The sequence below is a fragment of the Pseudorhodoferax sp. Leaf265 genome (assembly GCF_001422365.1).
In the GTDB taxonomy this organism is placed as follows: domain Bacteria; phylum Pseudomonadota; class Gammaproteobacteria; order Burkholderiales; family Burkholderiaceae_C; genus Pseudorhodoferax.
The window spans coordinates 16,823-42,866 of the sequence record NZ_LMMT01000037.1 but is presented as its reverse complement, the minus strand read 5'-3'; the positions used below and the strand labels follow the sequence as shown (position 1 = coordinate 42,866).

The following is a 26,044-nucleotide window of genomic DNA, read 5'->3' as shown; positions in this document are numbered from 1 at the left end:
TTGTTCTCCATGAAGTTTGTTGGCACCGGCCGTCAGAAGCTGTGCCGCACACCAGCGGCCAGTCCCAACTGGTTCAAGCCTGTGCCCACGGTGGATGCCGCACTCACAGACACGGCTGCGGCCGACGCATTGCGCACATGACCGGCACTGGCGTAGACCGCGGTGCGCGCAGAGAAGGCGTGGCTCACGCGCGCGGAAAGCAGCGTGGAATCGTTTGCGGTGCCAGCCAGGCTGTATCGGTAGACCTCGACATCGGCGGTCCACCGTGGAGCAAAGGGGTAACTCGCGCCGACGTAGTAGATGTTGCTTCGCAGCTCGGTTGCCGTGGAGCGTGAACGGTGCAGCACGCCGGCGAACAGCTTCACGGCATCCCATTGCATGCTTGCGGACAGGAGAGTGCGGCGGTCGCGGTAGCGCGCATCGTTGAGGCCCAACGTGGCGTTCGGGCCGCCATTCATCACGTCGTGGGCCATCGCGGCACTGAACGCCTTGGTGCTGTACTTCAGCATGCCGGTCCATTGGTGGCAAGCTTTCCCACCGGTGCCACCTGGACAGTTGGTGGCGGCAGGCCCGACCCCCGCGACAGTGTCACGGCCAAGGCTGTAAGTCGCTCCGACCGACACCGGGCCGAACGTACCCAGATAGCCGACCGTGTTGTCGCTGAGCGCATTGGGAATGTAGGAATCGATCGATCCCAGGGAGTACAGACTCGGGCCCATCGCCGAATGGATCGCTTGTGTGGTCATCACCGGCAGCCGGCCGCCGGTCACCGTCCCGTAGGGCGTGCTGAAGCCGACGAAGCTGCCACGCCCCCAGGCCCGGCCGCCGAAGTTGAGGTTGCCGGTGTTCGGCGCGAAGCCCATCTCCAATTGGGCCAGCAAAGCCGTTCCGGCGCCCAGATCTTCGCGCACCCGGAACCCCAGGCGGGAGGGCAGCGAGCCCGTCAGCGACGGCTGGCGCAAGCGGTTGTCGCCGGCGCTGTTCACATTGGTCAGCCGCTCCATGGCGACGTCGACGATGCCGTACACCGACGCACCGGACTGCGCCTGGGCCGCGCCTGCAAGCGCAAGAAGGGTTGGCAATACCGCGCGCGGCACCAGAGAACTCGATTCATTTTTCATGCTTGTCTCCCCGCGGAAGATTCCGCGTTGCTGTTGATCGGGGCCCTTGTCGCAGAGCAGACGCTGCGGCCTGCGAGGCAAGAAGTCAGATGTCGTCGGCCAGCGCGGCCAGGCTTCGCGTCAGGATGGCGGTCTGTTCGTGCGCCGGCGCGCCCTGGCGCTCCTTGTCACCGATGCTGAAAGAACTTTCGACCACCAACTGGCAGCGCGCATGCCGACGCTGTAAGAAGCGATCGAGCGCGGCAGGCACATCGGGCGCGGCCTGCAGCTCTTCGCCCAATACCAAGGCGTCTTCGATCGCCAGGCCAGCGCCGGAAGCGAGCTGAGGCGTCGTGGGGTGTACGGCGTCGCCGATGAGCTGGACGCAGCCGCGCGCCCACGGCGGTGCCAATCGAAAGGCCTCCAGCGGCCGGACGATGATGGGCGACTGCGGCGACAGCTCCTCACGGATCCGTTGCAACGGCCCACCGTAACCCTGCAGCAAGCGAGCGAGTTCAGGAGCGAGAAGCGCGTCGTCCAACCGTGGGCGCTCGTCGCACGTTTCCAGCAGGAACATGTACATCGTGTCGGCCGACACCGGCGTGAGACCGACCTTGTGCGGACCACCCAGAAAGAAGTGGCGCTGGTGGAAACCAGCCGGCCGGGCAGCGACAGTGCGCCACACGTACTGGCCCATGTAGCGCGGCTTCTCGGCCTGTGGGAACAGCAGCGACCGCACGGTCGAGAACAGACCGTCGGCCCCCACCACGAGCGCGTAGTCGCCGGTGCTGCCATCGCTGAACTCAATGCGTGCGCCTTCGCCCGAAGCGTCCAGCGCACCCACCGTGAGGCCGAGGCGAACCTTGGTGCCCGACCGAAGCACACGTTCCGAGAGGATCCGGTGCAGGAGCGGGCGCATGATGCCTCCGCACCCAGCCACGCCAGCTTCTGGCGCAATCGGTGTCTCCACGGTCTCGATCCGGTGGCCTTGCATGTCGCAGACCTGAATGCCATGGCCCACGTAGGCTTGAGCCGCCACTTCGTCGTAGATGCCCAGTTGCTTCATGGCCCGCAAGGTCGGGCCGGTGATGGTGATGCCGGCACCGTAGACCCGCCATCCCGGATCAAGATCGATCAGGTCCACGTCCCATCCGATGCGGCGCAGTGTGAGTGCCGACGCCATTCCTGCGATGCCGCCGCCGACCACAAGGGCGCGTCGAGTCTGCTTCATTTGTTGATGCCTCCGGGTTGCTGGGGGGCGATTGAAGCGGCCCGAGCACCAGCGCGTCAACGGCTGTGCGGCCCCATTTCCGGCCTGGTCAACACAGGGCGCGCGCCTGGTCAAGTCGGCGTCCCGACGACGCTCAAACGGCGTTCAAACGGCGCGCAGACGGCGCGTCCACGCTTGCTGAGCCCGTGTGGGCTCAACGCACTCCCGGTCAACAGTGGGTGCGCTCTCAGGCAAACGCCCCAGGCTGGCGTTGCCTACCATTTCAGCGCACACCAGCCGTCGCCGGCCGTACACCGGCAACAGCGCTTTTTTCCTACGGAGACCGATCACCATGAGTCAGGCAGCAGCACAAGACGGGGACATCCAGGGCCGTCCCAAAACCCTGGAGGAGGCACGCGCGTGGATGAAGAAGCGGCTCGCTTCGCGCACACACCCCATGAACGCCTTGGACCCACAGGAGGGCGAGGCTCTCATCGATCAACTGCCTGGACTGGATGGCGCAAGCTGGGCCGGACACTGGCGTGCAGCAGGCGACGCGGTCCGGCGTGCCGCAGCGCAATCCCGGGCTGGCGGCGACGTCCAGACGGCCAGTCGACTGTTCATGAAGGCGAGCGGTCTGTACTTCATGGGGCGCTTTCCATGCCCCGACCATCCGGACAAGCAGCTCTGCGCAGAGCTGGAGCGCGACACCTACCTGCAGGCGTCCGCGCATTGGCCCAGCCCTGTGAAGCGGGTGTCCATCGCGTTCGACGGGCGCGAAGGCGAAGGCCGTGAGGTGGTGGTTCTGCTGCGCAGACCCCCTGGCATCGAGCGACCTCCCGTGGTGGTGATGTGGGGTGGTGTCGACGCCTGGAAAGAGCAGATGACACTGGCCTGCGATGCGCTGCTCGCACTTGGCGTGGCCACGGTTGCCATGGACAACGCTGGCACCGGCGAGTCTCCCGTCCGCGGTGTCCAGGACGCGGAGCGGCAGTTCGCCACCGTGTTCGACTGGGTGGAGAAGCAGCCCGATCTAGACGGCAAGCGCATGGCCTGCCTAGGCCGTTCGTTCGGCGGCTACTGGGCAACCAAGCTCGCGCTGCTGTTCCCCGACCGACTTCGCGGTGCGGTGAACTGGGGGGGCGGCGCGCACTACATGTTCCAGCCGGAATGGATTGGCGCCTCGCGCTACCCGGACAGCTACCTGATGGGTCTTGTGGAAACACGGTGCCGCATGCTGGGCGCCAGCAATGACGCGGAGTACCTGGCCTTCTTCAAGCGCCTGTCGCTGCTGGACCAAGGCTTGCTGGACCGCCGTAGCGCTCCATTGCTGCTGGTCAATGGGCGGGAAGACAAGCAGTGCCCCATCGAAGACCTGCATTTGTTGACCGAGCACGGCAACCCCAAGCATGTGCGACTTTTCCCGGGCGGGCACATGGGCCTGACGCCGCAAACGCTGCCGACCATCGTCGAATGGCTGGCCACCCAAGTCAAAGAGATCAGAGGAGCGGCGTGATGGCCGTCCGCAATTGGCAACTTGCCATGCCAACGCCAGAGTGCTACTGGATCAACCGCGTTCTCTTCGATGTGCACCACAAGGACGGTCATCTCCAACGTTACCTGGACAACCCCGTGGACTACATGAAGGACATTTCCTTGCCGACCGAGGTCAAGCATCTGATCCGCGACAACGCCATCGGCCAGTTGTACCTTGCAGGCGCCAATCCTTACCTGTTGCGCGCGCATGCATTGGGAGTGCGCATGCCTGAGGACGCGTTCCTTCGGTCCCTGCGGGCGGTCGGATCGGAGGCCTCCCATGGCTGAGTTCGTCGGGTCCTTCGCGGCGAGCCACACGCCGGTCATGCTCAATTTCCCGAACGCCGTCGGCGACGCGGTGCGCGAACGGGTCTATACAGCATTCAAGGAGCTGGGTGCTGCCATCGCGGTCAGCCGCCCAGACATCCTGGTGCTGGTCTCGGACGACCATCTGCACAACTTCTTCCTCGACAACTTTCCGGCCTTCTGCATCGGCGCAGGAAACCGCTATCCGGCTCCGGCCGAGCATTGGCTGAAGGCGCCCGCAGTCGAGCTTGCCGGGGATGCCGGGTTTGGCGCCCATCTGCTTGGCGAGGCATTGAACGCAGACTTCGACCCCTCGTTCTCGATGCATCTGACACTCGACCACGGTGTCTTGACTCCCTTGATGCTGGCTGGCTTGGGTGAGCAACTGAAGATCGTGCCGCTGTTGATCAACTGCGTGCAACCCCCGTTGCCCACCATGCGCAGGTGTCTGAAGTGGGGGCGGATGTTGCGCGCCGCCATCGACTCCTATCCTGGGGACGAACGCATTGCGGTTCTGGCCACGGGCGGCGTCAGCCACGACGTGGCGACGCCGCGCATGGGCATGGTCAATGAACCGTTCGACCGCGAGTTCCTCAGCCTGCTGGAACGCGGCCAAGAGGAGCCTCTCGCGCGCTTCGCGACCGACCACGTGAACGAGGCAGGCAATGGCGCAGAGGAGATCCGCAACTGGCTTGTCGCGCACGGTGCGGCAGGCGGCCGCGGGTTCCACAACCGGTTCTACGAGGCGGTCCCCAGCTGGTACACCGGCATCGCGCTGGGTTCCTGGAGCACACAGCGATGACGGTCCCTGAAGATGCGAAGCGCTTACGCGTCCGCACGTTCGGATCGCACGGGGACATGCCCGTCCTGCTGCTGCACCCGATCGCCACGGTGGGGGACATCTGGAGTCTGCAGATTCCGGTGCTGGCACGTCGCAGACTGGTCATCGTGCCGGACCTGCCGGGCCATGGCGACTCGGGCATGCTCCCTGGCGAACCGGCGTTGGCCGACTATGCGCAGGCCGTGCTCGACGCGATCGCGCCCTTGGAACTGGGCACGTTCGCCGTGGCGGGACTGTCTTTCGGCGGCATGGTTGCCCAGTCACTGGCGCTTGCCGCGCCCGAACGGGTCCAGCGGCTGGTGCTTGCCCATTGCGGCGCGCATACCAACCCAGCCGTTGCGCAACTGTGGCGCCAGCGCATCGCCGCTGCAAGGCTCGAAGGCATGGCGGCACAAGCATCGCCAACGCTCGCACGCTGGTTCACGCCGGAGTTTCTTGCACAGGCCCACGGAGCCACGGCCTGGGTCGGTCAGATGGTCGCCGACACACCTGTGGATGGATACGTCGCCGCCGCGCTCGCAATCTGCGGTCTGGACCACCACGGCCAGCTTGGAGCACTGCGCATGCCCACGCTCGTCATCGGCGGGGGGCGCGACATGGCCGTGCCGCTGGAGGTCAGTGAGGACATGGCGAATCGGCTGCCTCAGGCCGAGTTCCTGGCCCTCGCAGATGCCGCGCACATCGGCAACGTCGAGCAGGCCATGCGTTTCACAGAGGCGCTTTGTGCGTTCCTGCGCGACTGAACGGAACGTCGATTTCCTGACCACCAGCATCTCACCATGTCTTCTGACGCCGACCGCCTCCCTCCCATCCATCCAGACGCATGGACCCCAGCCCAGCGTGCTGAAGCACAGGAAATCATCAACGGCCCCAGGGGAAAGCTGATCACCCCGTTCATCCCCTTGATACGCAGCCCGGAGCTGATGGGGCATTGCCAGCGCATGGGAGAGTACCTGCGCTACCGCAGCAGCATCGGATTGCGTCTTTCGGAGCTTGCCATCTTGCTGACTGCCCGGTTCTGGAACCAGAGCGCCGAGTGGGCAATCCATGCGCCGATCGCGCTGGAGCAAGGAATCGCTCCCTCGACGATGGATGCCATTCTGGATGGCCGCGAGCCTGTGGGCCTTCCGCCGGACGAGGCCTTGGTGTTCCGCTTCTGCCAAGAGCTGCACGCCACCAAAACGGTGAGCGAGGCCGTGTGGGAACAGTCGATCCAGATGCTCGGCGAGCAGGGAACCATCGACTTGATTGGCGTCAATGGCTACTACGCCATGCTCGCCATGGTGATGAACGCGGCACACACTCCGGCGCCGGCATCTCCGGGCCCAAAGCTCAGATAGTCGTTGCGGCCGAGCCCTTGAATCGCTCCGGGTTCGAACTGTGCCAGCTTGAACGGCAAGGCCTCGCGCGACCCATGGCTTCAACACGCCGCCGGCGGTGTTCTTGCAGTTGCTGGCCACGGCCCAGCAGGCCCCGGTTCTCGCTCAGTGAGCACGTGTCGCGCTTCGGTCTTGAAGCCAGCCCTGGTCTGGCATCCAACATGCGCAGCTATACGGGGCGCGCGCGCAGGCTGCGCAGCCGGCCCACGATGCCGCTCGGGAAGAAGTACACCGAGAGCACGAACACCAGCCCCAGCCACAGCATCCAGCGGTCCGGGTGGAACAGTTCGGGCAGCAGCGGCAGGCCCTTGAAACCGCCGCTCACGCCGCCCAGAAGGCTCTGCAGGTAGTTCTCGGCCAGCACGTAGAGCGTGACGCCGACCACCGCGCCGTAGACCGTGCCCAGGCCACCGATCACAGCCATGAGCAGGATGTTGAGCATGACGTTGAAGCCCACCGTGGTCTGTGGCCCCACGTAGCGCAGCCACAGCGCCATCAGCACGCCGGCGCAGGCCGCCATGGCGGCGGCCAGGCAGTTGGCCGCGATGCGGTAGTGCAGCGTGCGGTAGCCGATGGCCTCGGCGCGGAAGTCGTTCTCGCGGATGGCCTCCAGCACGCGGCCGAAGCGCGAATTGACCACGCGCAGCATGAACAGGAACAGCGCCAGCGACACCACGAACACGAGGTAGTAGACGAAGACCTTGCCGTTGACCGTGACGCCGAACACGTCCTCCTCGAACGGGCGGAAGACTGGCATCAGCACCTCGGGCAGGCGGAAGCTGCGGCCATCGTCGCCGCCCGTGAGGTCCGACAGGCGCAGCACCAGCGCACCGAAGGCGGCGCCGAAGGCCAGCGTCATCATGGTGTAGAAGATCGCGCGCACGCGCAGCGAGATCAGCGCGATCAGCAAGGACAGCAGCACGGCCAGCGCGATGCCGGCCAGCGCGCCCAGCGCCATCGCGCCCCAGTTCGGCCCCAGCTTGTGCATGGCGATGGCCACGCCGTAGGCCCCGATGCCGTAGAACATGGCGTGCGCGAACGAGACCACGCCGCAGTAGCCCAGCAGCAGGTCGAAGGACGCAACCAGCACCACGAACACGCAGACCGTGGCCGCCACGTTGAGCGCGCGTGCGCCCGGGAACAGGAAGGGCGCGGTCGCCAGGTACAGCAGGATCAACAACAGCACGCCCGAGAGCAGGCGGCTGCGCGGGAAGTCACCGGACAACAGGTGTGTGAGCATGGTCAGTGTTGGTTCACGGGGTACAGGCCCTGAGGTCGCCAGAGCAACACCACGGTCATCACGAGGATGCTGGACACCAGCGCCAGATCCGGCAGCAGGAAGCTCACGTAGTTGGTGGCCAGCGCGACCAGCATGGCGCCCGCGAAGCAGCCCGTGACCGAGCCCAGCCCACCGATCACCACGATGATGAGCATCTGCACCAACACCTCGGCGCCGATGGCCACCGTGAACTGCTCGCGGTAGAAGGCCCACATCACGCCGCCCAGGCCGGCCAGCGCCGAGCCGGCCACGAACACGCCGACGAAGATGCCGCGCACGCGGTAGCCCAGGGCCTCGACCATGGCGCGGTTCTCCACGCCGGCACGGATCAACAGGCCGATGCGCGTGCGGCCCAGCAGCAGCGTGAGGCCGACGAAGACCACCGCGCCCACGCCCACGGCCACGAGCCGGTAGCGCTCCACGCCCACATCGCCGATGACGATGGAGCCACGCACGGCCTCGGGCAGCGGCAGCAGCATCTGGTTCACGCCGAACAGCACCAGCACCAACTGCTCGATGATGATCATGGAGCCGATGGTCACGAGGATCTGCTTCAAGTGGTCGCCATAGGCGGGCTTGACGAACAGCCGCTCGTAGACCCAGCCCAGCGCAGCAGTGACCACCATGGCCGCCACGATCACGGCGGCGATGGCCAGCAGGCTGGCGCCGACCGAGGGCGAGGCCAGCAGCCCCTTGAGCGGCACCACCAGCAGCGTGGCCGTGTAGGCGCCCACGGCGACGAAGGCCGCGTGGCCCAGGTTCATCACGTCCATGAGGCCGAACACCAGCGTGAGCCCGCTGGCCATGATGAACAGCATCATGCCCATGGCCAGCGCGGCCACGGTCAGCGTGATCCAGGTCGGCACGCTGCCGACCAGGGGCAGCGCCAGCGCGATCCCGCCGGCGATCATGGCAGCGGGCAGCCAGTCGCGCTGGCGGCCCGGCAGGGGCTCGGGCGCGGCGATCGTCGGCGGCGGTTCGGCAACGGCCATGCTCTCTCCAGGCGATGGGGTGGCGGCGCGCATCAGTGGATGGCTCCGGCGTGCAGGCCGAGCAATCGGGACTGCAAGGCTTCGTTGGCGGACAGCGCGGCCATGGCGCCCGTGTGCACGATGCGGCCGTCGTCCATCACGGCCACGTGGTCGCCCAGGCCGCGCACGAAATGGAAGTTCTGCTCCACCAGCAGGATGGTGGTGTCGCGCGCCTTGAGGTCCTCGAAGGCCTGGGCCAGGTTGTCCATGATGGCCGGGGCCAGGCCCTTGGTCGGCTCGTCGATCAGCAGCAGCTGGCGCGGCTCGACGATGGCACGCGCGATGGCCAGCATCTGCTTCTGCCCGCCCGAGAGCAGGCCGCCGGGCCGCAGCCAAAAGCGCTTGAGCGCGGGGAACAGGCCGAAGATCCAGTCCAGCCGGGCTTCGTCGAAGCGCCCGGCGATGGCCGCCAGGCGCAGGTTCTCCTGCACCGTGAGGCCGGCGAAGATGCCCATGTCCTCGGGCACGAAGGCGATGCCGGCGCGCGCGATGTCGGGTGTGCTGGTCGCCGTGATGTCGCGGCCCGCGAAGGTGGTGCGTCCGCGGCTGGCCTGCCACAGGCCCATGATGGTGCGCAAGGTGGTGCTCTTGCCCGCGCCGTTGCGGCCCAACAGCACCGTGAGCGCGCCGCGCGGCACGGCGAGGTCCACGCCCTGCAGGATGTGGTACTCGCCGATGTGGGTGTGCACGCCTTCGAGCTGCAGCAGAACGTCATGCGGCATGGGTCACCTCTTTCGCCTTGCGGCGCACGCCCAGGTAGGCCTCCTGCACGATGGGCGAGGCCATGACCTCGGCCGGCAGGCCGTCGGCCACGAGCCGGCCGTTGTGCAGCACCACGATGCGGTCGGCCAGCGAATGGATCACGTCCATCTTGTGCTCCACGAGCAGGATGGTCTTGTCGCCGCGCGCCTTCAGGCGCCGGATCAGCTCCAGGATCACCGGCACCTCGTCCACGCTCATGCCGGCCGTGGGCTCGTCGAACATCACGACCTCGGGCCGCAGCGCCATCAGCATGGCCACCTCCAGCTTGCGCTTGTCGCCGTGCGGCAGCTTGGCGGCCTGGTCGTCGCGGCGCGCGGCCAGGCCCACTTCTTCCAGGCAGGCGTCGGCCTCGTCGATGAGGTCGGCGCGCTGGCGCCACATGGCCAGCATGTTGAAGCCGGCGCGGTGGCGGCTCTGCACCGCCAGGCGCACGTTCTCGCCCACCGACAGGCGCGGGAACAAATTGGTCAGCTGGAACGCACGGCCGATGCCGCGCGTGGTGCGCTGCGCGGCACTCAGGCGCGTGATGTCCTCGCCCTTGTAGAGCACCTGGCCGGCGCTGGCCTGGAGCTGGCCCGACAGCAGGTTGAAGTAGGTGGTCTTGCCGGCACCGTTGGGGCCGACGATGGCCGTCAAGGTGCCGGCTTCGAAGGACGCGCTCACGTCGTCCACGGCCGCGTGGCCGCCGAAGCGGATGCTCAAGTCCCGGCTGGCCAGCGCGCAAGTGCTCGCCATGCCGTTACGGCTTGACGGTGATCGGCACCGGCATCTCGCTCGCCGCAATCTCGCGCACCAGCTCGAAGAGGTCCCACTCGCTCCTGCCGTCCTTCTTCATGCGGAACTGGTACTGCACCTGCATGGCCTGGTGGTCTTCCTTGCGGAACGTCATCTTGCCCTTGGGCGTGTCGAACTCCATGCCCTCCATCGCGGCGATGAGCTTGGGCGTGTCCACGCTGCCGGCCTTGCGGATGCCCGCCACCACGGCCGCCGCAGCCGTGAATCCCCCCGCGGTGAACAGGTCGGGCGGCACGTTGTAGCGCTTCCTGTGCTCGGCCACGAGCCAGTCGTTCATGGGGTTCTTGGGGAAGTCGTAGTAGTAGAAGGTGCCCCCGCCAATGTCCAGCCCCTTCCAGGGTTTGGCGTTCTCCAGGTTGGCGCCGCCGATGGACAGGAACTCGATGCCGTAGCGGCCCGGGTTCAGCTCGGAGATCTTGCGGATCGGGTTCGGCGCGCCCCAGATCACCACCAGGTACTTGTTGCCCTTCAAGTCCTTCATGCGGTCGAAGATGCGCTGCATGGGCGCCGTGAAGTCCGTGGTGGCCAACGGGATGAACTCCTCGTGCACAAGGTTGGCCTTGCGCTTGGTGGCGCCCAGTGCGTCCTTGAAGGCCTTGACGCCGTCCTTGCCGTAGACGTAGTCGGGCGCGAGGAAGGCCACGTTGTCGCCATCCTTGAGCGCGGCGGCCGTGGCCAGCGCGTCCTGGAACGAGTTGCGGCTGGCGCGGAACAGGTACTTGTTCCAGGCCGAGCCGGTCAGCGAATCGGCAATCGCCGGCTCCAGCATCAGGATCTTGCCGTACTCCTCGGCCACCGGCGCCATGGCCAGCGCGCCGCCCGACCAGGAAGTGCCGATGGCGATGTCGGCCTTGTCGTCGGCCAGCGCCTGCGTGAGCAGCGCCTTGGACTGTTCGGGCTTCATCTGGTCGTCCTTGACGATCAGCTCGATCTTGCGGTCCAGCAGCGTCATGGAGCCCTGCGTCAGGTACTCCAGCGCCAGGCGCACGCCGCGCTCGGTGTCGCGCGCGTACTGCTCCGACGGGCCGGTCTTGCTGGCGATCAGCGCGATCTTGATGGGCTTGCCGGCCTGGGCCAGCACGGCGTGCGGCGCGGCCCAGCAGGCCAGGGCCGCGGTGGCGGCGAGGATGCGCTTCTTTAGCATGGCTTGTCTCCTTCGATGTGTTGGCGCAGTCAACCCACGGCGCGGCGCTGGCCCTTCCAGTAGGGCTCGCGCAGCACGCGCTTCAGGATCTTTCCGCTCGGGTTGCGCGGCAGCGCCTCGACGATGTCCACGCTCTTGGGGCACTTGTAGTGCGCCAGATGCTCGCGCATGAAGGCGATGACGCCGGCCGCGTCGGCCGTGTGGCCGGGCCGCAGCACCACGCAGGCCTTCACCGCCTCGCCCCAGGTCGCGTCTGGCACGCCGATCACGGCGCCATCGGCCACGGCCGGGTGGCGCATCAGCACGTTCTCGACCTCGGCCGGATAGATGTTCTCGCCGCCCGACACGATCATGTCCTTGATGCGGTCGTGGATGTAGAGGTAGCCATCCTTCAGGTAGCCACCGTCGCCCGAGCGGAACCAGCCGCCGCGGGCGTTGCGGCCCTCGGGGTAGGCGGCCTCGGTGGCCTCGGGGTTGCGCCAGTACTCCAGCAGGTTGCGGTCGGACTCGATCCAGACCTCGCCCACCGCGCCATCGCCGGCCACGTCCTGCTGCGTGATCGGATCGACGATGCGCAGCCGCGCACCGCCGATGGGCCGGCCCGCCGCGCGCAGCAACTCGGCATCGCCAGCGCGGTGGTCCTCGGGCATCAGGAAGGTGGCTGGGCCCGAGACCTCGGTCAGGCCGTAGACCTGCAGGAAGTCGCAGCCGAACACCTCGAAGGCTTGCTGCAGCACGGTCTCGCTGATCGGCGAGCCGCCGTAGGCGATCAGCTGCAGGGCGGGCTTGGGCAGGTCTTTCGCATCCGGCACCTGCAGCATGAACAGCAGCATGGCCGGCACCACGAAGGTGTGGGTGATGCCGTGCGCGGCGAAGGCCGCCAGGTAGGCCTTGGGGTCGAAGTCCGGATACGAGGCGGTCTGCCCGCCCGTGTAGAGCGTGAGCAGCAGCATGGTCATGCCGGCCACGTGGAACACCGGCAGCGGGTTGCCCAGCACATGGCGCGCGTCGAAGTTCCAGTCGCGCGCCACCACGCGCGAGGTCGACAGCAGCCCGGCATGCGAGAGCACGACGCCCTTGGGCAGGCCGGTCGTTCCCGAGGAGTACAGCTGCAGCGCCGCGTCCTGCGCATCCACGGCCACGGGCGTGCAGTGCGCGTCGAAGCCGGCGTACCAGTCGGCCAGGCCGGGCACGGCGCCGCTGCCGCCCAGCGTGCTGACCAGGGTTGTGATGCCCGGCAGTTCCGCCGCCTGCACGGTGGGCAGGAACTCGGCATCGGCCATCAGGAAGCTGGCCTCGCCGTGGTTGACGATGTAGGCCGCCTCGGCCCCCGTGAGGCGCCAGTTCACGGGCATGCACACGGCGCCCAGCTTGCAGGCCGCCAGCGTGACCAGCAGGCACTCGATGTGGTGCTTGGTCAGCACCGCCACGCGGCTGCCGCGACCCACGCCAGTGGCGGCCAGCGCGTTGGCCAGCCGGTTGGTCTCGCGCTCCACATCGGCGAACGTGAGGCGGCGCTCGCCGCAGCGGTAGGCCGTGGCCTGGGGCCGGGTGGCCAACTGGCGGGCCAGGCCATCGACCAGCGTGCGGTCGTTCGTGGCGGGGTCTTGCATGCGCATGTCCTTCGTTGGATAGCAGGTCCGGCGGCCCAGCGGCCGGCCGCCTGCAACCGGCCACCGTGCCCTCGTGGCGATGGCGGAAGGCTACCGGCGGGGTTGCACCGGCTCTTGCGTCAACTCGCTGTGGCACTGCGGGTCTGCCCGGACGGACCGCCGATCAGCGCAGCGCCTGGGCGCAAGACTTGGCGGCGCCTGCGATGGATGAATGCGCGCACAGACGCCGCGCGGGGACACAGGCGCACGCAGTGGCCGGCCTGCGGCCTTGTGCGCCGGTCCGCTCAGAACCCGTACAGCGCGGCCGGGTTGTCCACGAGGATGCGCTGGGCGCGCTGCGTGTCGCCGATGCACGCCAGTGCCCAGTCGAGCAGCGCCCGGTTGTCGGGCTGGGGCTGCACGTTGGGGTGCGGCCAGTTGCTGGCCCAGATGCAGCGTTCGGCATGGTGCTCGGCCAACGCACGCGCGAGCGGCGCCACGTCGGCATAGGCCGGCGGGCCGCTGCGCGAGGTTTCATAGGGCGCAGCCAGCTTGACCCAGCAGCGGCCGGCGTCGAGCACACGGCGCAGCGCGCCGAAGGCCGCGTCGTCCGGCGTGGTCGGTCCCAGGAACTTGCCGATGTGGTCGATCACGAGCTTGCCTGGCAGTCGCCGCAGCCGCTCCACATGCTGCGGCATGTCGCGGCCGTCGAACTGCAGGTCGATGTGCCAGCCCAGCGGCTCGACCCGCGCGGCCAGGGTTTCCAGCGCGTCCCAGGTCAGCAGGCCACCGGCGAGCATCATGAAGCGGATGCCGCGCGCGCCGGCCGCATGCAGGCGTTCGAGTTCGGCGTCGGACACGTCGGGCGGCACCACCACCACGGCCCGCCCGTCGGCGCCCAGCCCCGCCACGGCCGCCAGCGTGCAGGCGTTGTCGAAACCATAGCCCGTGGGCTGCACGACCACCGCGCGGCGCAGGCCCAGGGCCTGCTGCACGGCGCGGTAGGCCGAGAGCGGCGCATCGGGCGGCGTGAAGGTGGCGGTGGGCGCCAGCGCGTAGCCGGGCTCGTAGATGTGCACGTGGCAGTCGCACGCGCCGTCGAAAGTGGCAGTGGTCATGGAAGTTCCAGGGGAGTCAGGCCGTGGCGGCGGCGAACGCGGGCCAGCGCCGTACACGCGTGGCATCGCCCGCGTTGACGGCACCGGGCGGCATCTCGCCGCGCAGCAGTGCGCCGATCTGCGCGACGGTTTCCAGCGCCTGGTGCTCGATGGCCGGCGGCGTGAGCCCGCCGATGTGCGGCGCGGCCACCACGCGCGGATGGCGGGCCAGCGCGGGGCTGGGCATCTGGTCGGGCGCCATGCCCACGTCGAGCGCGGCACCGCCCAGGTGGCCGCTGTCCAGCGCGGCCCGCAGCGCAGCCTCGTCCACGAGCTCGCCGCGCGCGGCGTTCACGAAGAAGGCGCCGGGCCGCATCGCGGCAAAGGCGGCCGCGTCGAACAGGTGGTGCGTCTCGGGCTTGGCCGGTGCCAGGCAGACCACGAAGTCGCTCTCGGCCAGCAGCGCGGGCAGCGGCGCCTGGCGCAGCGCGCCCTCGGCAGGCACGGCTTCCGGCGCGGCCACGCGCACCTGCATGCCCAGCGCCAACGCCAGCTCGCACAGGTAGCGCGCGATCTGGCCATAACCCACCACGCCCAGCGTGCTGCCGCGCAGCTGCCGGCCCATGACCGGCGCCGGCACCTGGCCCGCGTGGTAGGCCGCGGTGTAGCGGCTGGTGCCGCGGCCCAGGTCGACCATGGCGCCGACGATCCATTCCGACACCGAGGCGATGAAGCCGGCGCTGGCCTGGGTGACCAGCACGCCGTGGCGGCTGGCGGCCGGCACGTCCACGGTGCGGATGTCGATCGCGCAGCGCACGAAGGCGGCCAGCTGCGGCCGCGCTGCGAACAGCGCCTCGGGGCCCGCCGTGCCACGGTAGGCGATCAGCGCGTCGCAGCCGTCGAGCGCGTCCACGAGCTCGGGCAGCGTGAGTTCGCGCGGCTCGGGGTTGCAGCGCACCTGCGCCACGCTGCGCAGCTGTGCAAGCGCGCGCTGGCCGAAGTAGTGGTCGAACTTGTCCTGCGGATGGCTCACGAAAACCGTCGTCATGTCTGCCTTGTTCTCATCGTGTCGGCGCACCGGGCGGTGCGGCCACGGAGGCGCGCTCGACGAGCCGCACCTGGTGGAAGATCTGTTCGGGCGGCGGCGCGCCCTCGCCCGCGATGGCCTCGACCATGGCCTGCGCCATCTCGCGGATGGGCAGTTGCACATGGGTCAGGCCGGGGTTGGACAGCGCGGCCAGGAACAGGCCGTCGATGCCCACGACCGAGACCTGGCCGGGCACATCCACCCCGCCCTCGCGCAGCCCGGCCATGAGGCCCAGCGCCATGAGGTCGTTCAGCGCGACCAGGCCGGTCGGCCGCCCGGGGTCGGCCGCCAGTTGCAGGCCCATGGCGCGGCCGACCTCGGCGATCACCGAGTCGCCGTACTCGTCCAGCGGCCCCCCGTCCAGCACCCTGGCGCTGTCGGCCAGCCCTGCGGCCGCGGCGGCGGCATGGAAGCCCGCCATCTTGTCGCGCCGGCTCATGGTCATGCCGGCCACCGTGACGAAAGCCAGCCGGCGGTGGCCGTGCGCGACCAGGTGGGCGGTGGCCAGGCGGCCGGCCTCGAAGTTGTCGGGCGTCACGTGGCCCACGGCCGAGGGCTGGCCCGGCGTGGCGCGCCGGTCGTAGCTCATGACGGCCATGCCGCGCTCCACGGCCGACTCCAGGTGCCGCTCCTCGGCCAGCGAGGAGATCACGATCACGCGGCGCACGCCATGGGCCAGCATGTCCTCGAAGAAAGCGGCTTCCTTGGCCGCGTCGCGGTAGGTGCTGCCGATCAGCAGCCGCAGGCCGAAGCGCTCTTGCGCGCAGGTCTCGACCTCGCGCGCGATGAAGCCGTACATGGGGTTGGCCATCGAAGGCACGAGCAGGCCGAGCAGCGGCGTCTGCCCGGTCTTGAGCTGCTGGGCCAGCTTGCTGGGGCGGAACTGCAGGGCCGCGATGGCGGCCTGCACGCGTTCGCGCGTCTCGGGCCGCATGCGGTCGGCCCGGCCGTTCAGCACGTTGGAGACCGTGCTGGCCGACACCTCGGCATGGCGGGCGACGTCCTGGATGGTGGTCACGTGGGAAGAAGCTGTTCAGTTGTTCAAGGGGCCAGCGCGCAGTCGCAGGGCACGAAACCGGCTCGCAAGCAGCGGTTCAGAAGGCCGCGGAGCAGGCCATGCAAGTGCACCCGCGGGGCCGGCTCTGCCGGACCGCTGGGTGCGCCCCTGGAGGGGGATGGGACTTCTACACGCAGTGAGAAGTCCAAACGGGGTGGTTTCATTTCACAGGCCGAGCCGGTTCGGCAGCCACAGCGAGAACGCGGGCACGAGCACCAGCACGATGAGCGTGGCCAGCAGCACTGCCAGGTACTTCATCATAGGGCGGGCCACATCGCGCACCGTGGTGCCCGTGATCGCGCAGGTGGCGAACAGGCCGAGGCCGATCGGCGGTGCGAACAGGCCCAGGCCCATGGCGATGACCATGACCGTGCCGAAGTGCAGCAGGTCGATGCCCAGCTGCTGCGCGATGGGGGCCAGCAGCGGGCCGAAGATGATGAGCGCGGGCGCGCCTTCCAGCACGGCGCCGAACACGATCATGATGCCCACGGCCAGCAGCAGGAACATGGTGCTGCCGTAGTCCTGCGCGAACGCGATCATCCAGCCTGAGACCATCTGCGGGATCTGCTCGATGGTCAGCGCGAACGACACGCTGGAGGCCGCCGCCACGATGAACAAAATGCTGCCCGCCATCGACGCCGAGCGCACGAACAGCCGCGCCACCGAGGCCATGCTCAGCTCGCGGAAGGCCAGGCCGCCGACCACCAGCGCGTAGACCACCGCGAAGGCCGAGACCTCGGTCGAGGTGGCCACGCCCGAGGTCACGCCCTTGCCGATCATGCCGACCATGAGCAGCGCCACCAGCGCGCCGCCGATCAGCGGCAGCAACGCGGTGCGCTTGTCGAAGGCGTCGTCGGGGTTGATCTTCTTGCCCACGATCACCGCAATCACGGCCAGCGACAGCGCCAGCACCGCGGCCGGGACCAGCCCGGCCATGAACAGCCCCGCGATCGAAATGTTCGCGACGAAGCCCATGATGATCATGTTGATGCACGGCGGGATGGTCTCGGCCATCACGGCCGTGCAGGCCAAGAGGCCCGCGGCCTCGTTCGGGTCCTGCTTGGTGCGGCGCACGGCCGGCATCACGATGCCGCCCACGGCCGCGATGTCGGCCAGCTTGGATCCCGACACGCCCGAAAAGAAAGCCGTGGCCAGGATGGAGATGATGCCCAGGCCGCCGCGCACGCGGCCGAACATGCGCAGCAAGAGCTCGATGAGCCGGGCCGACATGCCGTTGGCCTCCATCAGCAGGCCGGCCAGCACGAAGAACGGGATCGCCAGCAGCACGAAGTGGTCGGCCCCGGCCATGACCTGCTGCGAGTACACCAGCATCGGCAGGCTGGGATCGGACAGGAAGTACAGCAGCGCCGCGAAGGCCAGCGCGAAGCCGATCGGCACGCCCAGCACCAGGCCGCCGACGAAGCCCACGGCCAGCAGCAGCCCGTGCGGAATGGCGTGGCTGGGCAACACGAGGTTCCAGCCGTAGACCACGAGCGTGGCCACGACACAGCCGATGAGCGTGGCGCGCACCAGCCGGCCCGGCCCGTTGCAGGCGTTGGCGATGCCGAACAGCGTCATGAACGCGCTGCCGAACACCACCGGGAACACGTAGAGCCATTGCGGCAGGCCGATCGAGGTGGTCTGCTCCCAGGTGTCCACCAGCAGCAGCACCGAGGACAGGCACAGACTGGCCGACACGCCGGCGATGATCCAGTGCACGACCTGGATCATCGCGGGCCGCCAGGCGCTGGGCAGCATGTCGCGGAACAGGTCCACGCCCACGTGCTGGCTGCGTGCCAGCACCGTGGCCGCGCCGAAGAACACCAGCACGATCATGAGTGCGCGCGCGATCTCTTCGGCCCAGTCCACCGGGTCGTGCAGGAAATAGCGGAAGACGACCGACAGGAACACCACGACCACGTCGACCGCGAGCACGATGCCCGACAGGGCCTCGGTCGCGCGCGTGAGGCGGCCGAGCCAGTTGCCGGCCGTGGTGTCGGAGCGGAAACCCAGCATGGGTGCTGTGCCAACTGCTGCGCTCACGCCTGCCCCCTTGCGGCATCGATCGCCTTGAACAGCGGCTCGGTCACCGGGTACTGCTTGGCGAAGCCCGACCACAGCGACTTCTGCATCTCGGCCCGCACCGTGGCGCGCTCGTTGGCGGCCATCGGGAAGAAGGTCATGCCCTTGGCCTTGAGTTCCTCCACCGCCGCCGTGCTCTTCTGGCTGGCGATGGTGCGCTGCTGCGCGGTGGCATCGGCCACGGCCTTCATGAAGGCGGGCTTGAGCTCGGCCGGGATCTTGCCCAGGCCGCGCTTGCCGATCACCACCACCATGGGGCTGAACAGATGCTCGGTCAGCCAGCAGGACTTGGTGACTTCGTTGAGCTTGCTGGCCAGCACGGTGGCGGCGTCGTGCTCGAAGCCGTCGACCACGCCGGTCTGGGCCGCCATGTAGAGCTCGCCGAACGGGATGGGCGTGGGGATGGCGCCCATGGCCTTGAAGGTCTCGATGAAGGCCGGCGTGGGCAGCACGCGCAGCTTGACGCCCTTGATCTCGGCCAGCGACTTGACGGGGGCCTTGGTGTAGACGCTGCGCGCGCCGAAGTGCGAGGCCCAGGTCAGCACCGAGCAGCCCGAGCGCTTGTTGAGGATCTCGTCCAGCTGCTTGCCGACGCTGCCGTCCAGCGCCTTGCCTGCGTGGGCGTAGCTGTCGAACAGGTAGCCCAGGTCCAGCATGCCGATCTCGGGCGCCACCGTGGCGAAGATCGACGAGCCCGTGACCACCATGTCGATGGAGCCGACCTTGACCTGCTGCACCACGTCGGCCTCCTTGCCGAGCTGGTTGTTCGGGAAGTAGTCGATCTTGAAGCGCTCGCCGGTGCCGGCCTTCAGCGCCGTCTCGAAGCTGCGGTACCAGACGTAATGCGCGGCGTTGTCGTCGGCCAGCATGGACGAGGAAAAGCGCAGCGCGATCGGCGCCTGGGCCCGCGCCACCCAGGGCGCGGCGGCGACGGAAGACAAGGCGGCGGTCTGCAAGAAGCTTCGGCGGGATGGCATGGCGGTCTCCTGAGGTGTTGGTGTATCGATTTACTGAATCGATTTACTATATCGATACACAAGACAGACGAAGCCTCGGGTTTACCCGTGGTGCACCACGAGCGCCAAGTCACAGTTGCGCGACATTTGCTGCCTGCTCTGCTCCTACAGTTCCGCCACCCCGGCGCAGACCGGACTCCAGACACAACAGGACGAGGACGATGTTGAGCAACTTGAGCATTCGCGCCCGGCTGGCCCTGGCGTTCGGCGGCCTGACCGCCCTGGTGCTGGCCGTCGCCGGCCTGGCACTGCTGGAGCTGGCGGCCGCCAACCACCGCTTCCTGCACTACACCCAGGGCCTGAACGCCCGCGCCACCGTGGCCGCCCACGTGCGTGCCGCCGTGGACGACCGCGCCATCGCCGCGCGCAACCTCGTGCTCGTCACCCAGGACGCCGACCTCGCCGCCGAGAAGGCTGCCGTGACTGCCGCACACCAGCAGGTGCAGGAGCAGCTCGCGCAGCTGGGCCGCATGCTGGCGGCCGACACCACGGCCCCAGAGCAGGCACGCCGGCTCGCGGCCGACATCGGCCAGGTCGAGCAGCGCTATGGCCCCGTGGCACTGGCCATCGCCGATCTGGCGCTGAACCACCAGCGCGAGCAGGCCATCGCGCGCATGAACGCCGAATGCCGCCCGCTGCTGGCCGCCCTGGTGCGCGCCACCAAAGCCTACGCGGACTACACCGAACAACGCACCCGCGACCTGGAGCTGCAGGCCGCCGTGGACTACGGCCGCCAGCGCGGCCAGCTTGTTGCGCTGTGCCTGCTGGCCATGGCCGCGGCGATCGTGGCAGGCTGGTGGATCACACGGGGCATCACGCGGCCGCTGGACGCCGCAGTGCGGGCGGCCGACCGCATCGCCGCCGGCGACCTCGGCACGCCCGTCGCCGCCACCTCGACCGACGAGACCGGCCGCCTGCTGGCCGCGCTGCAACGCATGCAGCAGGGCCTGGTCGACACCGTGCAGACGGTGCGCGGCAACGCCGAAAGCGTGTCTGCCGCCAGCACCCAGATCGCCCTGGGCAACAACGACCTCAGCCAGCGCACCGAAGAGCAGGCCTCCGCCCTGCAGCAGACCGCCGCCGCGATGGAGCAGCTGGGCACCACCGTTCGCCACAACGCCGAGAACGCCCGCCAGGCGGGCGAACTGGCTGGGGCCGCCTCCGCCGTGGCCGCACGCGGCGGCGCGGTGGTCGGCGATGTCGTGACCACCATGGGCGGCATCCAGGACAGCGCACAGCAGATCGGCGAGATCATCGGGGTGATCGACGGCATCGCCTTCCAGACCAACATCTTGGCGCTCAACGCGGCCGTGGAAGCGGCCCGTGCCGGCGAACAGGGCCGCGGCTTCGCGGTGGTGGCCGGCGAGGTGCGCACGCTGGCCCAGCGCAGCGCCGAAGCGGCCCAGGAGATCCGCAAGCTGATCACGGCCAGCACGGCCCGCGTGGAGCACGGAACGGCCCTCGTCGGCCGCGCCGGCAGCACCATGCAGGAGATCGTGGAAGCGGTGCAGCGCGTGTGCGAGCTCATGGCCGCCATCAGCACCGCCAGCCAGGAGCAGAGCCTGGGCGTGGACCAGATCGGCCAGGCCGTGGCACAGATGGACCTCACGACCCAGCAGAACGCCGCGCTGGTCGAGGAAAGCGCCGCCGCGGCCAGCAGCCTGCAAAGCCAGGCCCGCGAGCTCGTCGGTGCGGTGGCGGTGTTCCGCCTCTTGGCGGCCGAGACCGCGCAGCCTGCTGCGCGCCATGCGGAGCGCTCCGGCGGCACCCTGTCCGCGGCCTTGGCAGGCGCCTGAGCGCAGACTGCCCGCACGCGACACCGCGCCCGCCGGCGCCGCGCTAGAGTGCGCGGCATGAACACCGCCGCCCCCTCCTCCGCGACCGCCCCGGGCCTGCCGGGCTGGCGCCGCCTGCAGAGCAACGGCATCTCCGTGGCCACCAGCGTGGTCGAGGCCACGCCGGGCCGGCCTACCGTGGTGCTGCTGCACGGCTTTCCCGAACTGGCCTACTCGTGGCGCCACCAGGTCGCCGCGCTGGCCGCAGCCGGCTACGGCGTGCTGGCGCCCGACCTGCGCGGCTACGGCGAGACCGGCGCGCAAGGCGCGGTGGAGGACTACCGCATGCAGAACCTCGCGCTGGACGTGACCGGCCTGCTCGATGCGCTGGGCATCGCGCGCGCGGTCGTCGTCGGCCACGACTTCGGCGGCGCGCTGGCCTGGACGCTGGGACGCGACCATGCCGACCGCGTGCTGGGCGTGGTCTCGTTGAACACGCCCTACACGCGCCGCACCGAGACCGACCTCGTGGAGACCATGCGGCGCACGCGCGGCCCCACGCACTACATGGTGCAGTACCAGGAGCCCGGGGTGGGCGAGCAGCTGCTGGGCGAGGATGTGGACGCCACGCTGCGGGGCCTGATGCGCCGCCCCGGCGTGACCCTGGCCGAGTTCGAACAGGTGTCCCCCGACTTGCAGGCGCTGCCGGCCGAGCTGTTCAGAGGCCACGACAAGGTCATGGGCGCGCCGCTGCTCAGCGAGGAGGAGCTGGCCGTGTTCGTACGCGCCTACGAGCGCAGCGGCTTCACGGGCCCCTTGAACTGGTACCGCAACCTGCGCCGCAACTGGGAGGACACGGCCGGCACGCCCGACCACGTGGGTGTGCCCGCCCTCATGGTCAGCGCCGCGCAGGACATCTTTCTGCCACCCGCGACCACACGCGGCATGGAACGCGTCGTGCCCGACCTGGAGCGCGCCACCGTGACCGACTGCGGGCACTGGACGCAGCAGGAGAAGCCCGACGAGGTCAACACGCTGCTGCTGGAGTGGCTGGGGCGGCGCTTCCCGGCACAGCAGCGCTGAGAACTTCCCAAAGGTTTCCCAAACGCCGGCTTGTCACCGGCGCGGGCCCTGCCTAGGATCGCGCCCTTTCCTCGGCAAGGTCCTCGCATGCAATTGGAGATCGCGCAGTCCACCCCCACGGCGCAAAGCATCGCGCGGTTGGTCGCACCGCACTACGGCTTCGGGCCGGTGGTGGCGGCCGAATTCCTGCGCCGCAGCTTCAACCAGGTCTACCGGCTGGACTTCGCCGATGGCCGACGCGCCGTGGCACGGTTGTGCTCCCAGCGGCCGCGCGGCGCGGACAACCTCGCCTTCGAAGCCCAAGCTCTGGCCCATTGGGCCGACGCTGGCTGCGCCGTGGCGCGCTGCCTGCCGACTGCGCGCGGCAAGGTCGCCATCGCGGTGCCGCTGCCCGAGGGAGAACGCGCGCTCGCCCTGTTCGAACACGTGGACGGCGAGGCCACCAGCGACCAGGCCGAGGACATCCAGGCCTTTGCACGCGGGCTGGCCGCCCTGCACGCTGCAGGCCACAGCTACCGCGGCACGACCAGCGCCTACACGCTGGACTGCGAGCACCTGTTGCTGCGCCCGCTGCAGGGCCTGCTGCGCGCGCCCACCATGACCGCCGAGTTGCGCCTGCAGTTCGAGCAACTCGGCACACGGCTGCACCGGCGCATCGAAGCCATGGGGCCGCTGCGCCGCGTGCTGTGCCATGGCGATGCGCATGGCAGCAACAACTTCGTCATGGCAGACGCGGCCGGCCTGCGCCAAGCCTGGTTCTTCGACTTCGATGAGGCCGGCCCGGGCTTTCTGGCCTACGAACTGGCGGTCTATCCCTGGAGCCTGTTTCCTCGCGCCGCCGATGCCGCACCCAGCGCCAAGGTGCTGGGCCAGTGGCAGCACTTCATCCGGGCCTACCGCGCGGCACGGCCTGTGGCCGAGGCAGACCTGGCCGCCATCGCGCCCTGCATGGCCATGCGGCAGTTCTGGCTGCTTGGCGAGTACGCGGGCCGGGTGCCGGTCTGGGGTTCGCAGGCGATGCCGACGGACTACCTGCGCCGGCAGGTGGAGATGCTGCGCCGGTGGGAGACGCTGGAGCTGCCGCTGTGACGGGCTGCACCGCCGCTCAGCGCCCCGTCCAAACCGGCTTCCTCTTCTCGTTGAACGCTGCCAGGCCCTCGCGCGCATCCTCGGTCATGGCCAGCAGGGCGATCTGGCTCTCAGTGTAGGCGATGCCCTCGTCGAAGGACATCGCGGCCATGGCGCGCATGGCGTACTTGCCACGCCGGATCGCGGTGGGCGACTTGCCGGCCAGGCGCTCGGCCAGCCAGTCGGTCCTGGCGTCGAGATCGGCACCCGGCACCACGTAGTTGACGAGGCCGGTCTCGTGCGCCTCGGCCGCGCCGAAGGGCTCGCCCGTCAGGCACCACTCGCGCACGGTGCGGCGCGGAACGATGTCCTGCAACAGGCTCTGCACCTGCATGGGGAACATGCCGATCTTGACCTCGGGCAGGCCGAACTGCGCATGGTCGGCCGCAATCGCCAGGTCGGTCATGCAGGCCAGGCCCACGCCGCCGGCCATGCAGACGCCGTTGATGCGCGCGATGGAGGGCAGCGTGCTGTTCTGCACCTCGCGCAGCATGTCGGCGTAATCCACGCTGGGCTGCGAGAGGTCGAACGCGAAGCCGGCGCCTGGCTGCAGGTCACCGCCCGCGCAGAAGGCCTTCTCGCCCGCACCCGTCAGCACGACCACGCGCACGCCGGGGTCGGCATGGGCGGCGCGCCAGCCGGCGCGGATGCCGGCCACCACGTCCTTGTTGATCGCGTTGCGCTTGTCGGGGCGGTTGATCGTGATCCACAGCGCGTGGCCGCGCCGCTCCCAGACCACGGCATCGTTGGCAAGGTCTCCCATGGTGTCTCCCGGTGTTCAATCCGCAATCTCGGCGACCACGCGCTGGGCCGCGATCTGGTCGCCAGCCTTCACATGCAGCGCCACGAGGCGGCCCGCACGCGGCGCCGCGTGGATGTGCTCCATCTTCATGGCCTCCAGCGTCACGAGTGCCTGGCCAGCCTGCACGGCCTCGCCCACGGCTGCGAGCACGGCGACGACGCGGCCGTTCATGGAGGCGCGCAGCTTGCCGTCGCCGCCCGCCTCGCCCTGGCGCACGGCGGCGGCGCGCGTGAGGTCCTGCACGCGCAGCGGCTGGCCGCGGTAGTGCAGCAGCAGGCTGGAACCGTCGCGGCGGAACCACGCCCGCTCGCCCAGGCCCTCGCAGCTGAAACGCAGGGCCTGCGCACCGACCTCGTCGAGCACCAGCGTCGCGTGCGTGCCGCCGATCTCCACCACGTAGCGGTGGCGGCGCGGCTGGGTCACGCGGGCCTCCAGCGTCTCGCCACCCAGCGTGAAGCGCAGGCCCACGGGCAGGCTGTAGGTCATGTGCCCGGCCTGCGCGCGCGCGTCCGGCGCCTGCGTCTGGAGCAGCAGCACGGCCGCCAGCGCCGCAGCGCGCGCGCGCAGCACGGGGTCGGGCGCCAGCAAGGCCGTCTGGTGCCGGGCGATGAAGTCCGTGGTGGCGCCGCCGGCCGCGAACACCGGGTGCGCCAGGCAGCGCTGCAGGAAGGCCTGGTTGGTCGTGACGCCCAGGGCCACGGCGTCCTCCAGGCCCGCCAGCAGCTTGCGGCGCGCCGCCTCGCGCGTTTCGCCGTGCGCGATGAGCTTGGCGATCATGGAGTCGTAGTACGGTGGGATCTCGGCCCCCGAAGCCAGCGCATGCTCCACACGCAGGGCCTCGGGCATGGACCACAGCGCCATGCTGCCGCTCTGCGGCATGAAGTTCTGGTCGGCGTCCTCGGCGCACAGGCGCACTTCGATGGCATGGCCTTCGAAGCGCACCTGCTCCTGCGTGAGCGGCAGCGGCTCGCCGGCCGCCACACGCAGTTGCAGGGCCACGAGGTCCAGGCCCGTGATGGCCTCGGTGACCGGGTGCTCGACCTGCAGGCGCGTGTTCATCTCCATGAAGTAGAAGTTGCCGTCGCCATCGAGCAGGAACTCCAGCGTGCCTGCACCTTCGTAGCGGATGGCCTTCACGGCCTGCACGGCCACGGCGCCCATGCGCGCACGCAGCGCGGCGTCCACCGCCGGTGACGGCGCCTCCTCCACGAGCTTCTGGTGGCGCCGCTGCACAGAGCAGTCGCGCTCGCCCAGGTGGATGGCGTTGCCGTGGCGGTCGGCGAAGACCTGGATCTCGATGTGGCGCGGCTCCACGATGGCGCGCTCGAGGATCACTTCGGGGTCGCCGAAGGCGCTCTGCGCCTCCGAGCGCGCGCTGCGCAGCAGGTCGGCGAACTGATCTGCCGAGGGAACCAGCCGCATGCCGCGCCCACCGCCGCCGGCCGTGGCCTTGACCATCACGGGGTAGCCGATGCGCGTGGCCTCCTGTGCCATGCGCGCTTCGCCCTGGTCCTCGCCCTGGTAGCCCGGGATGCAGGGCACGCCGGCCTCCAGCATGAGCGCCTTGGCGCCGGCCTTGTGGCCCATGGAACGGACGGCCTCGGCCGAAGGGCCGATGAAGACCAGGCCGGCGTCCTGGCAGGCCTGGGCGAAGTCGGCGTTCTCGGCCAGGAAGCCGTAGCCCGGATGCACGGCATCGGCACCGGCCAGGCGCGCGGCCTCGATCAGCGCGGGGATGCGCAAATAGGACTGGGCCGGCAGCGGCTCGCCGATGCAGACGGCCTGGTCGGCCTCGCGCACATGGCGCGCGCCGGCATCGGCCGTGGAGTAGACGGCCACCGTGCGGTAGCCCTGGGCGCGCGCGGTGCGCATGATGCGCAGCGCGATCTCGCCGCGGTTGGCGATCAGGATCTTGCGGAAGGGGGTGGAAGCTGCGCACATC

Annotated in this window: 23 protein-coding genes; 8 read left to right on the top strand and 15 right to left on the bottom strand. The window is 69.2% G+C overall.

The genetic code is table 11. The annotated features are described in order from the left end of the window. Positions 1-32: 32 nt before the first annotated feature. Entirely contained in the window at positions 33-1,121 is a 1,089-nt protein-coding gene (locus tag ASF45_RS25710; protein ID WP_063887786.1) for a porin, read from the bottom strand. A gap of 85 nt (positions 1,122-1,206) precedes the next feature. Further along, entirely contained in the window at positions 1,207-2,331 is a 1,125-nt protein-coding gene (locus ASF45_RS25705) for an FAD-dependent monooxygenase (RefSeq protein WP_056670151.1), read from the bottom strand. A 331-nt stretch (positions 2,332-2,662) separates the two neighbouring features. Between ASF45_RS25705 and ASF45_RS25700 the strand changes: the two genes are divergently transcribed. The 5 genes from ASF45_RS25700 to ASF45_RS25680 are packed head-to-tail and all read left to right on the top strand — an operon-like array spanning position 2,663 to position 6,333. Beyond that, complete coding sequence (locus tag ASF45_RS25700; protein WP_056670148.1) at positions 2,663-3,826, top strand: S9 family peptidase; 1,164 nt, start codon at positions 2,663-2,665, stop codon at positions 3,824-3,826. Then, complete coding sequence (locus tag ASF45_RS25695; protein ID WP_056670145.1) at positions 3,826-4,134, top strand: subunit of meta cleavage enzyme; 309 nt, start codon at positions 3,826-3,828, stop codon at positions 4,132-4,134. Before ASF45_RS25700 ends, ASF45_RS25695 begins: the two co-directional genes overlap by 1 nt. Continuing rightward, positions 4,127-4,954 (top strand): 2,3-dihydroxyphenylpropionate 1,2-dioxygenase, encoded by an 828-nt coding sequence (locus ASF45_RS25690; protein WP_056670142.1) that lies wholly within the window; start codon positions 4,127-4,129, stop codon positions 4,952-4,954. The genes ASF45_RS25695 and ASF45_RS25690 overlap by 8 nt, the downstream gene beginning before the upstream one ends. Beyond that, on the top strand, positions 4,951-5,736 hold the full coding sequence (locus tag ASF45_RS25685; RefSeq protein ID WP_056670134.1) for an alpha/beta fold hydrolase: 786 nt from the start codon (positions 4,951-4,953) through the stop codon (positions 5,734-5,736). Before ASF45_RS25690 ends, ASF45_RS25685 begins: the two co-directional genes overlap by 4 nt. 36 nt (positions 5,737-5,772) lie before the next feature. After that, a complete protein-coding gene (locus tag ASF45_RS25680; RefSeq protein WP_056670131.1) occupies positions 5,773-6,333 on the top strand; it encodes a carboxymuconolactone decarboxylase family protein in 561 nt (186 codons plus the stop codon). Positions 6,334-6,541: 208 nt separating this feature from the next. Here ASF45_RS25680 and ASF45_RS25675 read toward each other — a convergent pair whose 3' ends face one another. The 11 genes from ASF45_RS25675 to ASF45_RS25625 form a co-directional block, all read right to left on the bottom strand. Continuing rightward, positions 6,542-7,612 carry a branched-chain amino acid ABC transporter permease gene (locus ASF45_RS25675; RefSeq protein WP_056670127.1) on the bottom strand — a complete coding sequence of 357 codons (1,071 nt, stop codon included), beginning with the start codon at positions 7,610-7,612 and terminating at the stop codon, positions 6,542-6,544. A 2-nt stretch (positions 7,613-7,614) separates the two neighbouring features. Continuing rightward, complete coding sequence (locus ASF45_RS25670; RefSeq protein ID WP_056670125.1) at positions 7,615-8,643, bottom strand: branched-chain amino acid ABC transporter permease; 1,029 nt, start codon at positions 8,641-8,643, stop codon at positions 7,615-7,617. A 32-nt stretch (positions 8,644-8,675) separates the two neighbouring features. Beyond that, positions 8,676-9,404, bottom strand: a complete 729-nt coding sequence (locus tag ASF45_RS25665; RefSeq protein WP_056670122.1) for an ABC transporter ATP-binding protein — start codon at positions 9,402-9,404, stop codon at positions 8,676-8,678. Next, positions 9,394-10,179, bottom strand: coding sequence for an ABC transporter ATP-binding protein (locus tag ASF45_RS25660; RefSeq protein WP_056670120.1), 786 nt, complete (start codon positions 10,177-10,179; stop codon positions 9,394-9,396). The genes ASF45_RS25665 and ASF45_RS25660 overlap by 11 nt, the downstream gene beginning before the upstream one ends. A gap of 4 nt (positions 10,180-10,183) precedes the next feature. Further along, a complete protein-coding gene (locus ASF45_RS25655; RefSeq protein WP_056670117.1) occupies positions 10,184-11,383 on the bottom strand; it encodes a substrate-binding domain-containing protein in 1,200 nt (399 codons plus the stop codon). A gap of 29 nt (positions 11,384-11,412) precedes the next feature. Then, the gene (locus ASF45_RS25650) at positions 11,413-12,996 is read right to left on the bottom strand and encodes a long-chain-fatty-acid--CoA ligase (protein ID WP_162244056.1); all 1,584 of its coding nucleotides are present in this window, start codon (positions 12,994-12,996) and stop codon (positions 11,413-11,415) included. A 284-nt stretch (positions 12,997-13,280) separates the two neighbouring features. After that, entirely contained in the window at positions 13,281-14,093 is an 813-nt protein-coding gene (locus tag ASF45_RS25645; RefSeq protein ID WP_056670110.1) for an amidohydrolase family protein, read from the bottom strand. A 16-nt stretch (positions 14,094-14,109) separates the two neighbouring features. Next, positions 14,110-15,120, bottom strand: a complete 1,011-nt coding sequence (locus ASF45_RS25640) for a hydroxyacid dehydrogenase (RefSeq protein ID WP_056670108.1) — start codon at positions 15,118-15,120, stop codon at positions 14,110-14,112. Between the two features lie 13 nt (positions 15,121-15,133). Next, entirely contained in the window at positions 15,134-16,177 is a 1,044-nt protein-coding gene (locus ASF45_RS25635) for a LacI family DNA-binding transcriptional regulator (RefSeq protein ID WP_056670102.1), read from the bottom strand. Between the two features lie 204 nt (positions 16,178-16,381). Further along, positions 16,382-18,232, bottom strand: a complete 1,851-nt coding sequence (locus ASF45_RS25630) for a TRAP transporter large permease subunit (RefSeq protein WP_056670099.1) — start codon at positions 18,230-18,232, stop codon at positions 16,382-16,384. A gap of 23 nt (positions 18,233-18,255) precedes the next feature. Continuing rightward, complete coding sequence (locus ASF45_RS25625) at positions 18,256-19,275, bottom strand: TRAP transporter substrate-binding protein (protein WP_056670095.1); 1,020 nt, start codon at positions 19,273-19,275, stop codon at positions 18,256-18,258. 200 nt (positions 19,276-19,475) lie between these two features. On the opposite strand from ASF45_RS25625, the gene ASF45_RS36975 reads away from it, so the two are divergent. From ASF45_RS36975 to ASF45_RS25610, 3 genes are all read left to right on the top strand, one after another. Then, positions 19,476-21,110, top strand: a complete 1,635-nt coding sequence (locus ASF45_RS36975; protein ID WP_063887785.1) for a methyl-accepting chemotaxis protein — start codon at positions 19,476-19,478, stop codon at positions 21,108-21,110. A 57-nt stretch (positions 21,111-21,167) separates the two neighbouring features. Beyond that, on the top strand, positions 21,168-22,172 hold the full coding sequence (locus tag ASF45_RS25615; RefSeq protein ID WP_056670092.1) for an alpha/beta fold hydrolase: 1,005 nt from the start codon (positions 21,168-21,170) through the stop codon (positions 22,170-22,172). Between the two features lie 87 nt (positions 22,173-22,259). After that, positions 22,260-23,261 (top strand): phosphotransferase enzyme family protein, encoded by a 1,002-nt coding sequence (locus ASF45_RS25610; RefSeq protein ID WP_056670090.1) that lies wholly within the window; start codon positions 22,260-22,262, stop codon positions 23,259-23,261. A 16-nt stretch (positions 23,262-23,277) separates the two neighbouring features. Here ASF45_RS25610 and ASF45_RS25605 read toward each other — a convergent pair whose 3' ends face one another. Together ASF45_RS25605 and ASF45_RS25600 are read right to left on the bottom strand one after the other, a co-directional pair. Next, positions 23,278-24,063, bottom strand: coding sequence for an enoyl-CoA hydratase/isomerase family protein (locus tag ASF45_RS25605; protein ID WP_056670087.1), 786 nt, complete (start codon positions 24,061-24,063; stop codon positions 23,278-23,280). Positions 24,064-24,078: 15 nt separating this feature from the next. After that, complete coding sequence (locus ASF45_RS25600) at positions 24,079-26,043, bottom strand: acetyl-CoA carboxylase biotin carboxylase subunit (protein ID WP_056670084.1); 1,965 nt, start codon at positions 26,041-26,043, stop codon at positions 24,079-24,081. Position 26,044: the final 1 nt, after the last annotated feature.

Coding starts and splice junctions, on each gene's coding strand:
- ASF45_RS25640 (WP_056670108.1), bottom strand. CDS start 15,120: ATGACGACGGTTTTCGTGAGCCATCCGCAGGACAAGTTCGACCACTAC.
- ASF45_RS25700 (WP_056670148.1), top strand. CDS start 2,663: ATGAGTCAGGCAGCAGCACAAGACGGGGACATCCAGGGCCGTCCCAAA.
- ASF45_RS25615 (WP_056670092.1), top strand. CDS start 21,168: ATGAACACCGCCGCCCCCTCCTCCGCGACCGCCCCGGGCCTGCCGGGC.
- ASF45_RS25655 (WP_056670117.1), bottom strand. CDS start 11,383: ATGCTAAAGAAGCGCATCCTCGCCGCCACCGCGGCCCTGGCCTGCTGG.
- ASF45_RS25690 (WP_056670142.1), top strand. CDS start 4,127: ATGGCTGAGTTCGTCGGGTCCTTCGCGGCGAGCCACACGCCGGTCATG.
- ASF45_RS25705 (WP_056670151.1), bottom strand. CDS start 2,331: ATGAAGCAGACTCGACGCGCCCTTGTGGTCGGCGGCGGCATCGCAGGA.
- ASF45_RS25675 (WP_056670127.1), bottom strand. CDS start 7,612: ATGCTCACACACCTGTTGTCCGGTGACTTCCCGCGCAGCCGCCTGCTC.
- ASF45_RS25650 (WP_162244056.1), bottom strand. CDS start 12,996: ATGCAAGACCCCGCCACGAACGACCGCACGCTGGTCGATGGCCTGGCC.
- ASF45_RS25685 (WP_056670134.1), top strand. CDS start 4,951: ATGACGGTCCCTGAAGATGCGAAGCGCTTACGCGTCCGCACGTTCGGA.
- ASF45_RS25710 (WP_063887786.1), bottom strand. CDS start 1,121: ATGAAAAATGAATCGAGTTCTCTGGTGCCGCGCGCGGTATTGCCAACC.
- ASF45_RS25605 (WP_056670087.1), bottom strand. CDS start 24,063: ATGGGAGACCTTGCCAACGATGCCGTGGTCTGGGAGCGGCGCGGCCAC.
- ASF45_RS25670 (WP_056670125.1), bottom strand. CDS start 8,643: ATGGCCGTTGCCGAACCGCCGCCGACGATCGCCGCGCCCGAGCCCCTG.
- ASF45_RS25610 (WP_056670090.1), top strand. CDS start 22,260: ATGCAATTGGAGATCGCGCAGTCCACCCCCACGGCGCAAAGCATCGCG.
- ASF45_RS25660 (WP_056670120.1), bottom strand. CDS start 10,179: ATGGCGAGCACTTGCGCGCTGGCCAGCCGGGACTTGAGCATCCGCTTC.
- ASF45_RS25680 (WP_056670131.1), top strand. CDS start 5,773: ATGTCTTCTGACGCCGACCGCCTCCCTCCCATCCATCCAGACGCATGG.
- ASF45_RS25695 (WP_056670145.1), top strand. CDS start 3,826: ATGGCCGTCCGCAATTGGCAACTTGCCATGCCAACGCCAGAGTGCTAC.
- ASF45_RS36975 (WP_063887785.1), top strand. CDS start 19,476: ATGTTGAGCAACTTGAGCATTCGCGCCCGGCTGGCCCTGGCGTTCGGC.
- ASF45_RS25600 (WP_056670084.1), bottom strand. CDS start 26,043: ATGTGCGCAGCTTCCACCCCCTTCCGCAAGATCCTGATCGCCAACCGC.
- ASF45_RS25645 (WP_056670110.1), bottom strand. CDS start 14,093: ATGACCACTGCCACTTTCGACGGCGCGTGCGACTGCCACGTGCACATC.
- ASF45_RS25630 (WP_056670099.1), bottom strand. CDS start 18,232: ATGCTGGGTTTCCGCTCCGACACCACGGCCGGCAACTGGCTCGGCCGC.
- ASF45_RS25665 (WP_056670122.1), bottom strand. CDS start 9,404: ATGCCGCATGACGTTCTGCTGCAGCTCGAAGGCGTGCACACCCACATC.
- ASF45_RS25625 (WP_056670095.1), bottom strand. CDS start 19,275: ATGCCATCCCGCCGAAGCTTCTTGCAGACCGCCGCCTTGTCTTCCGTC.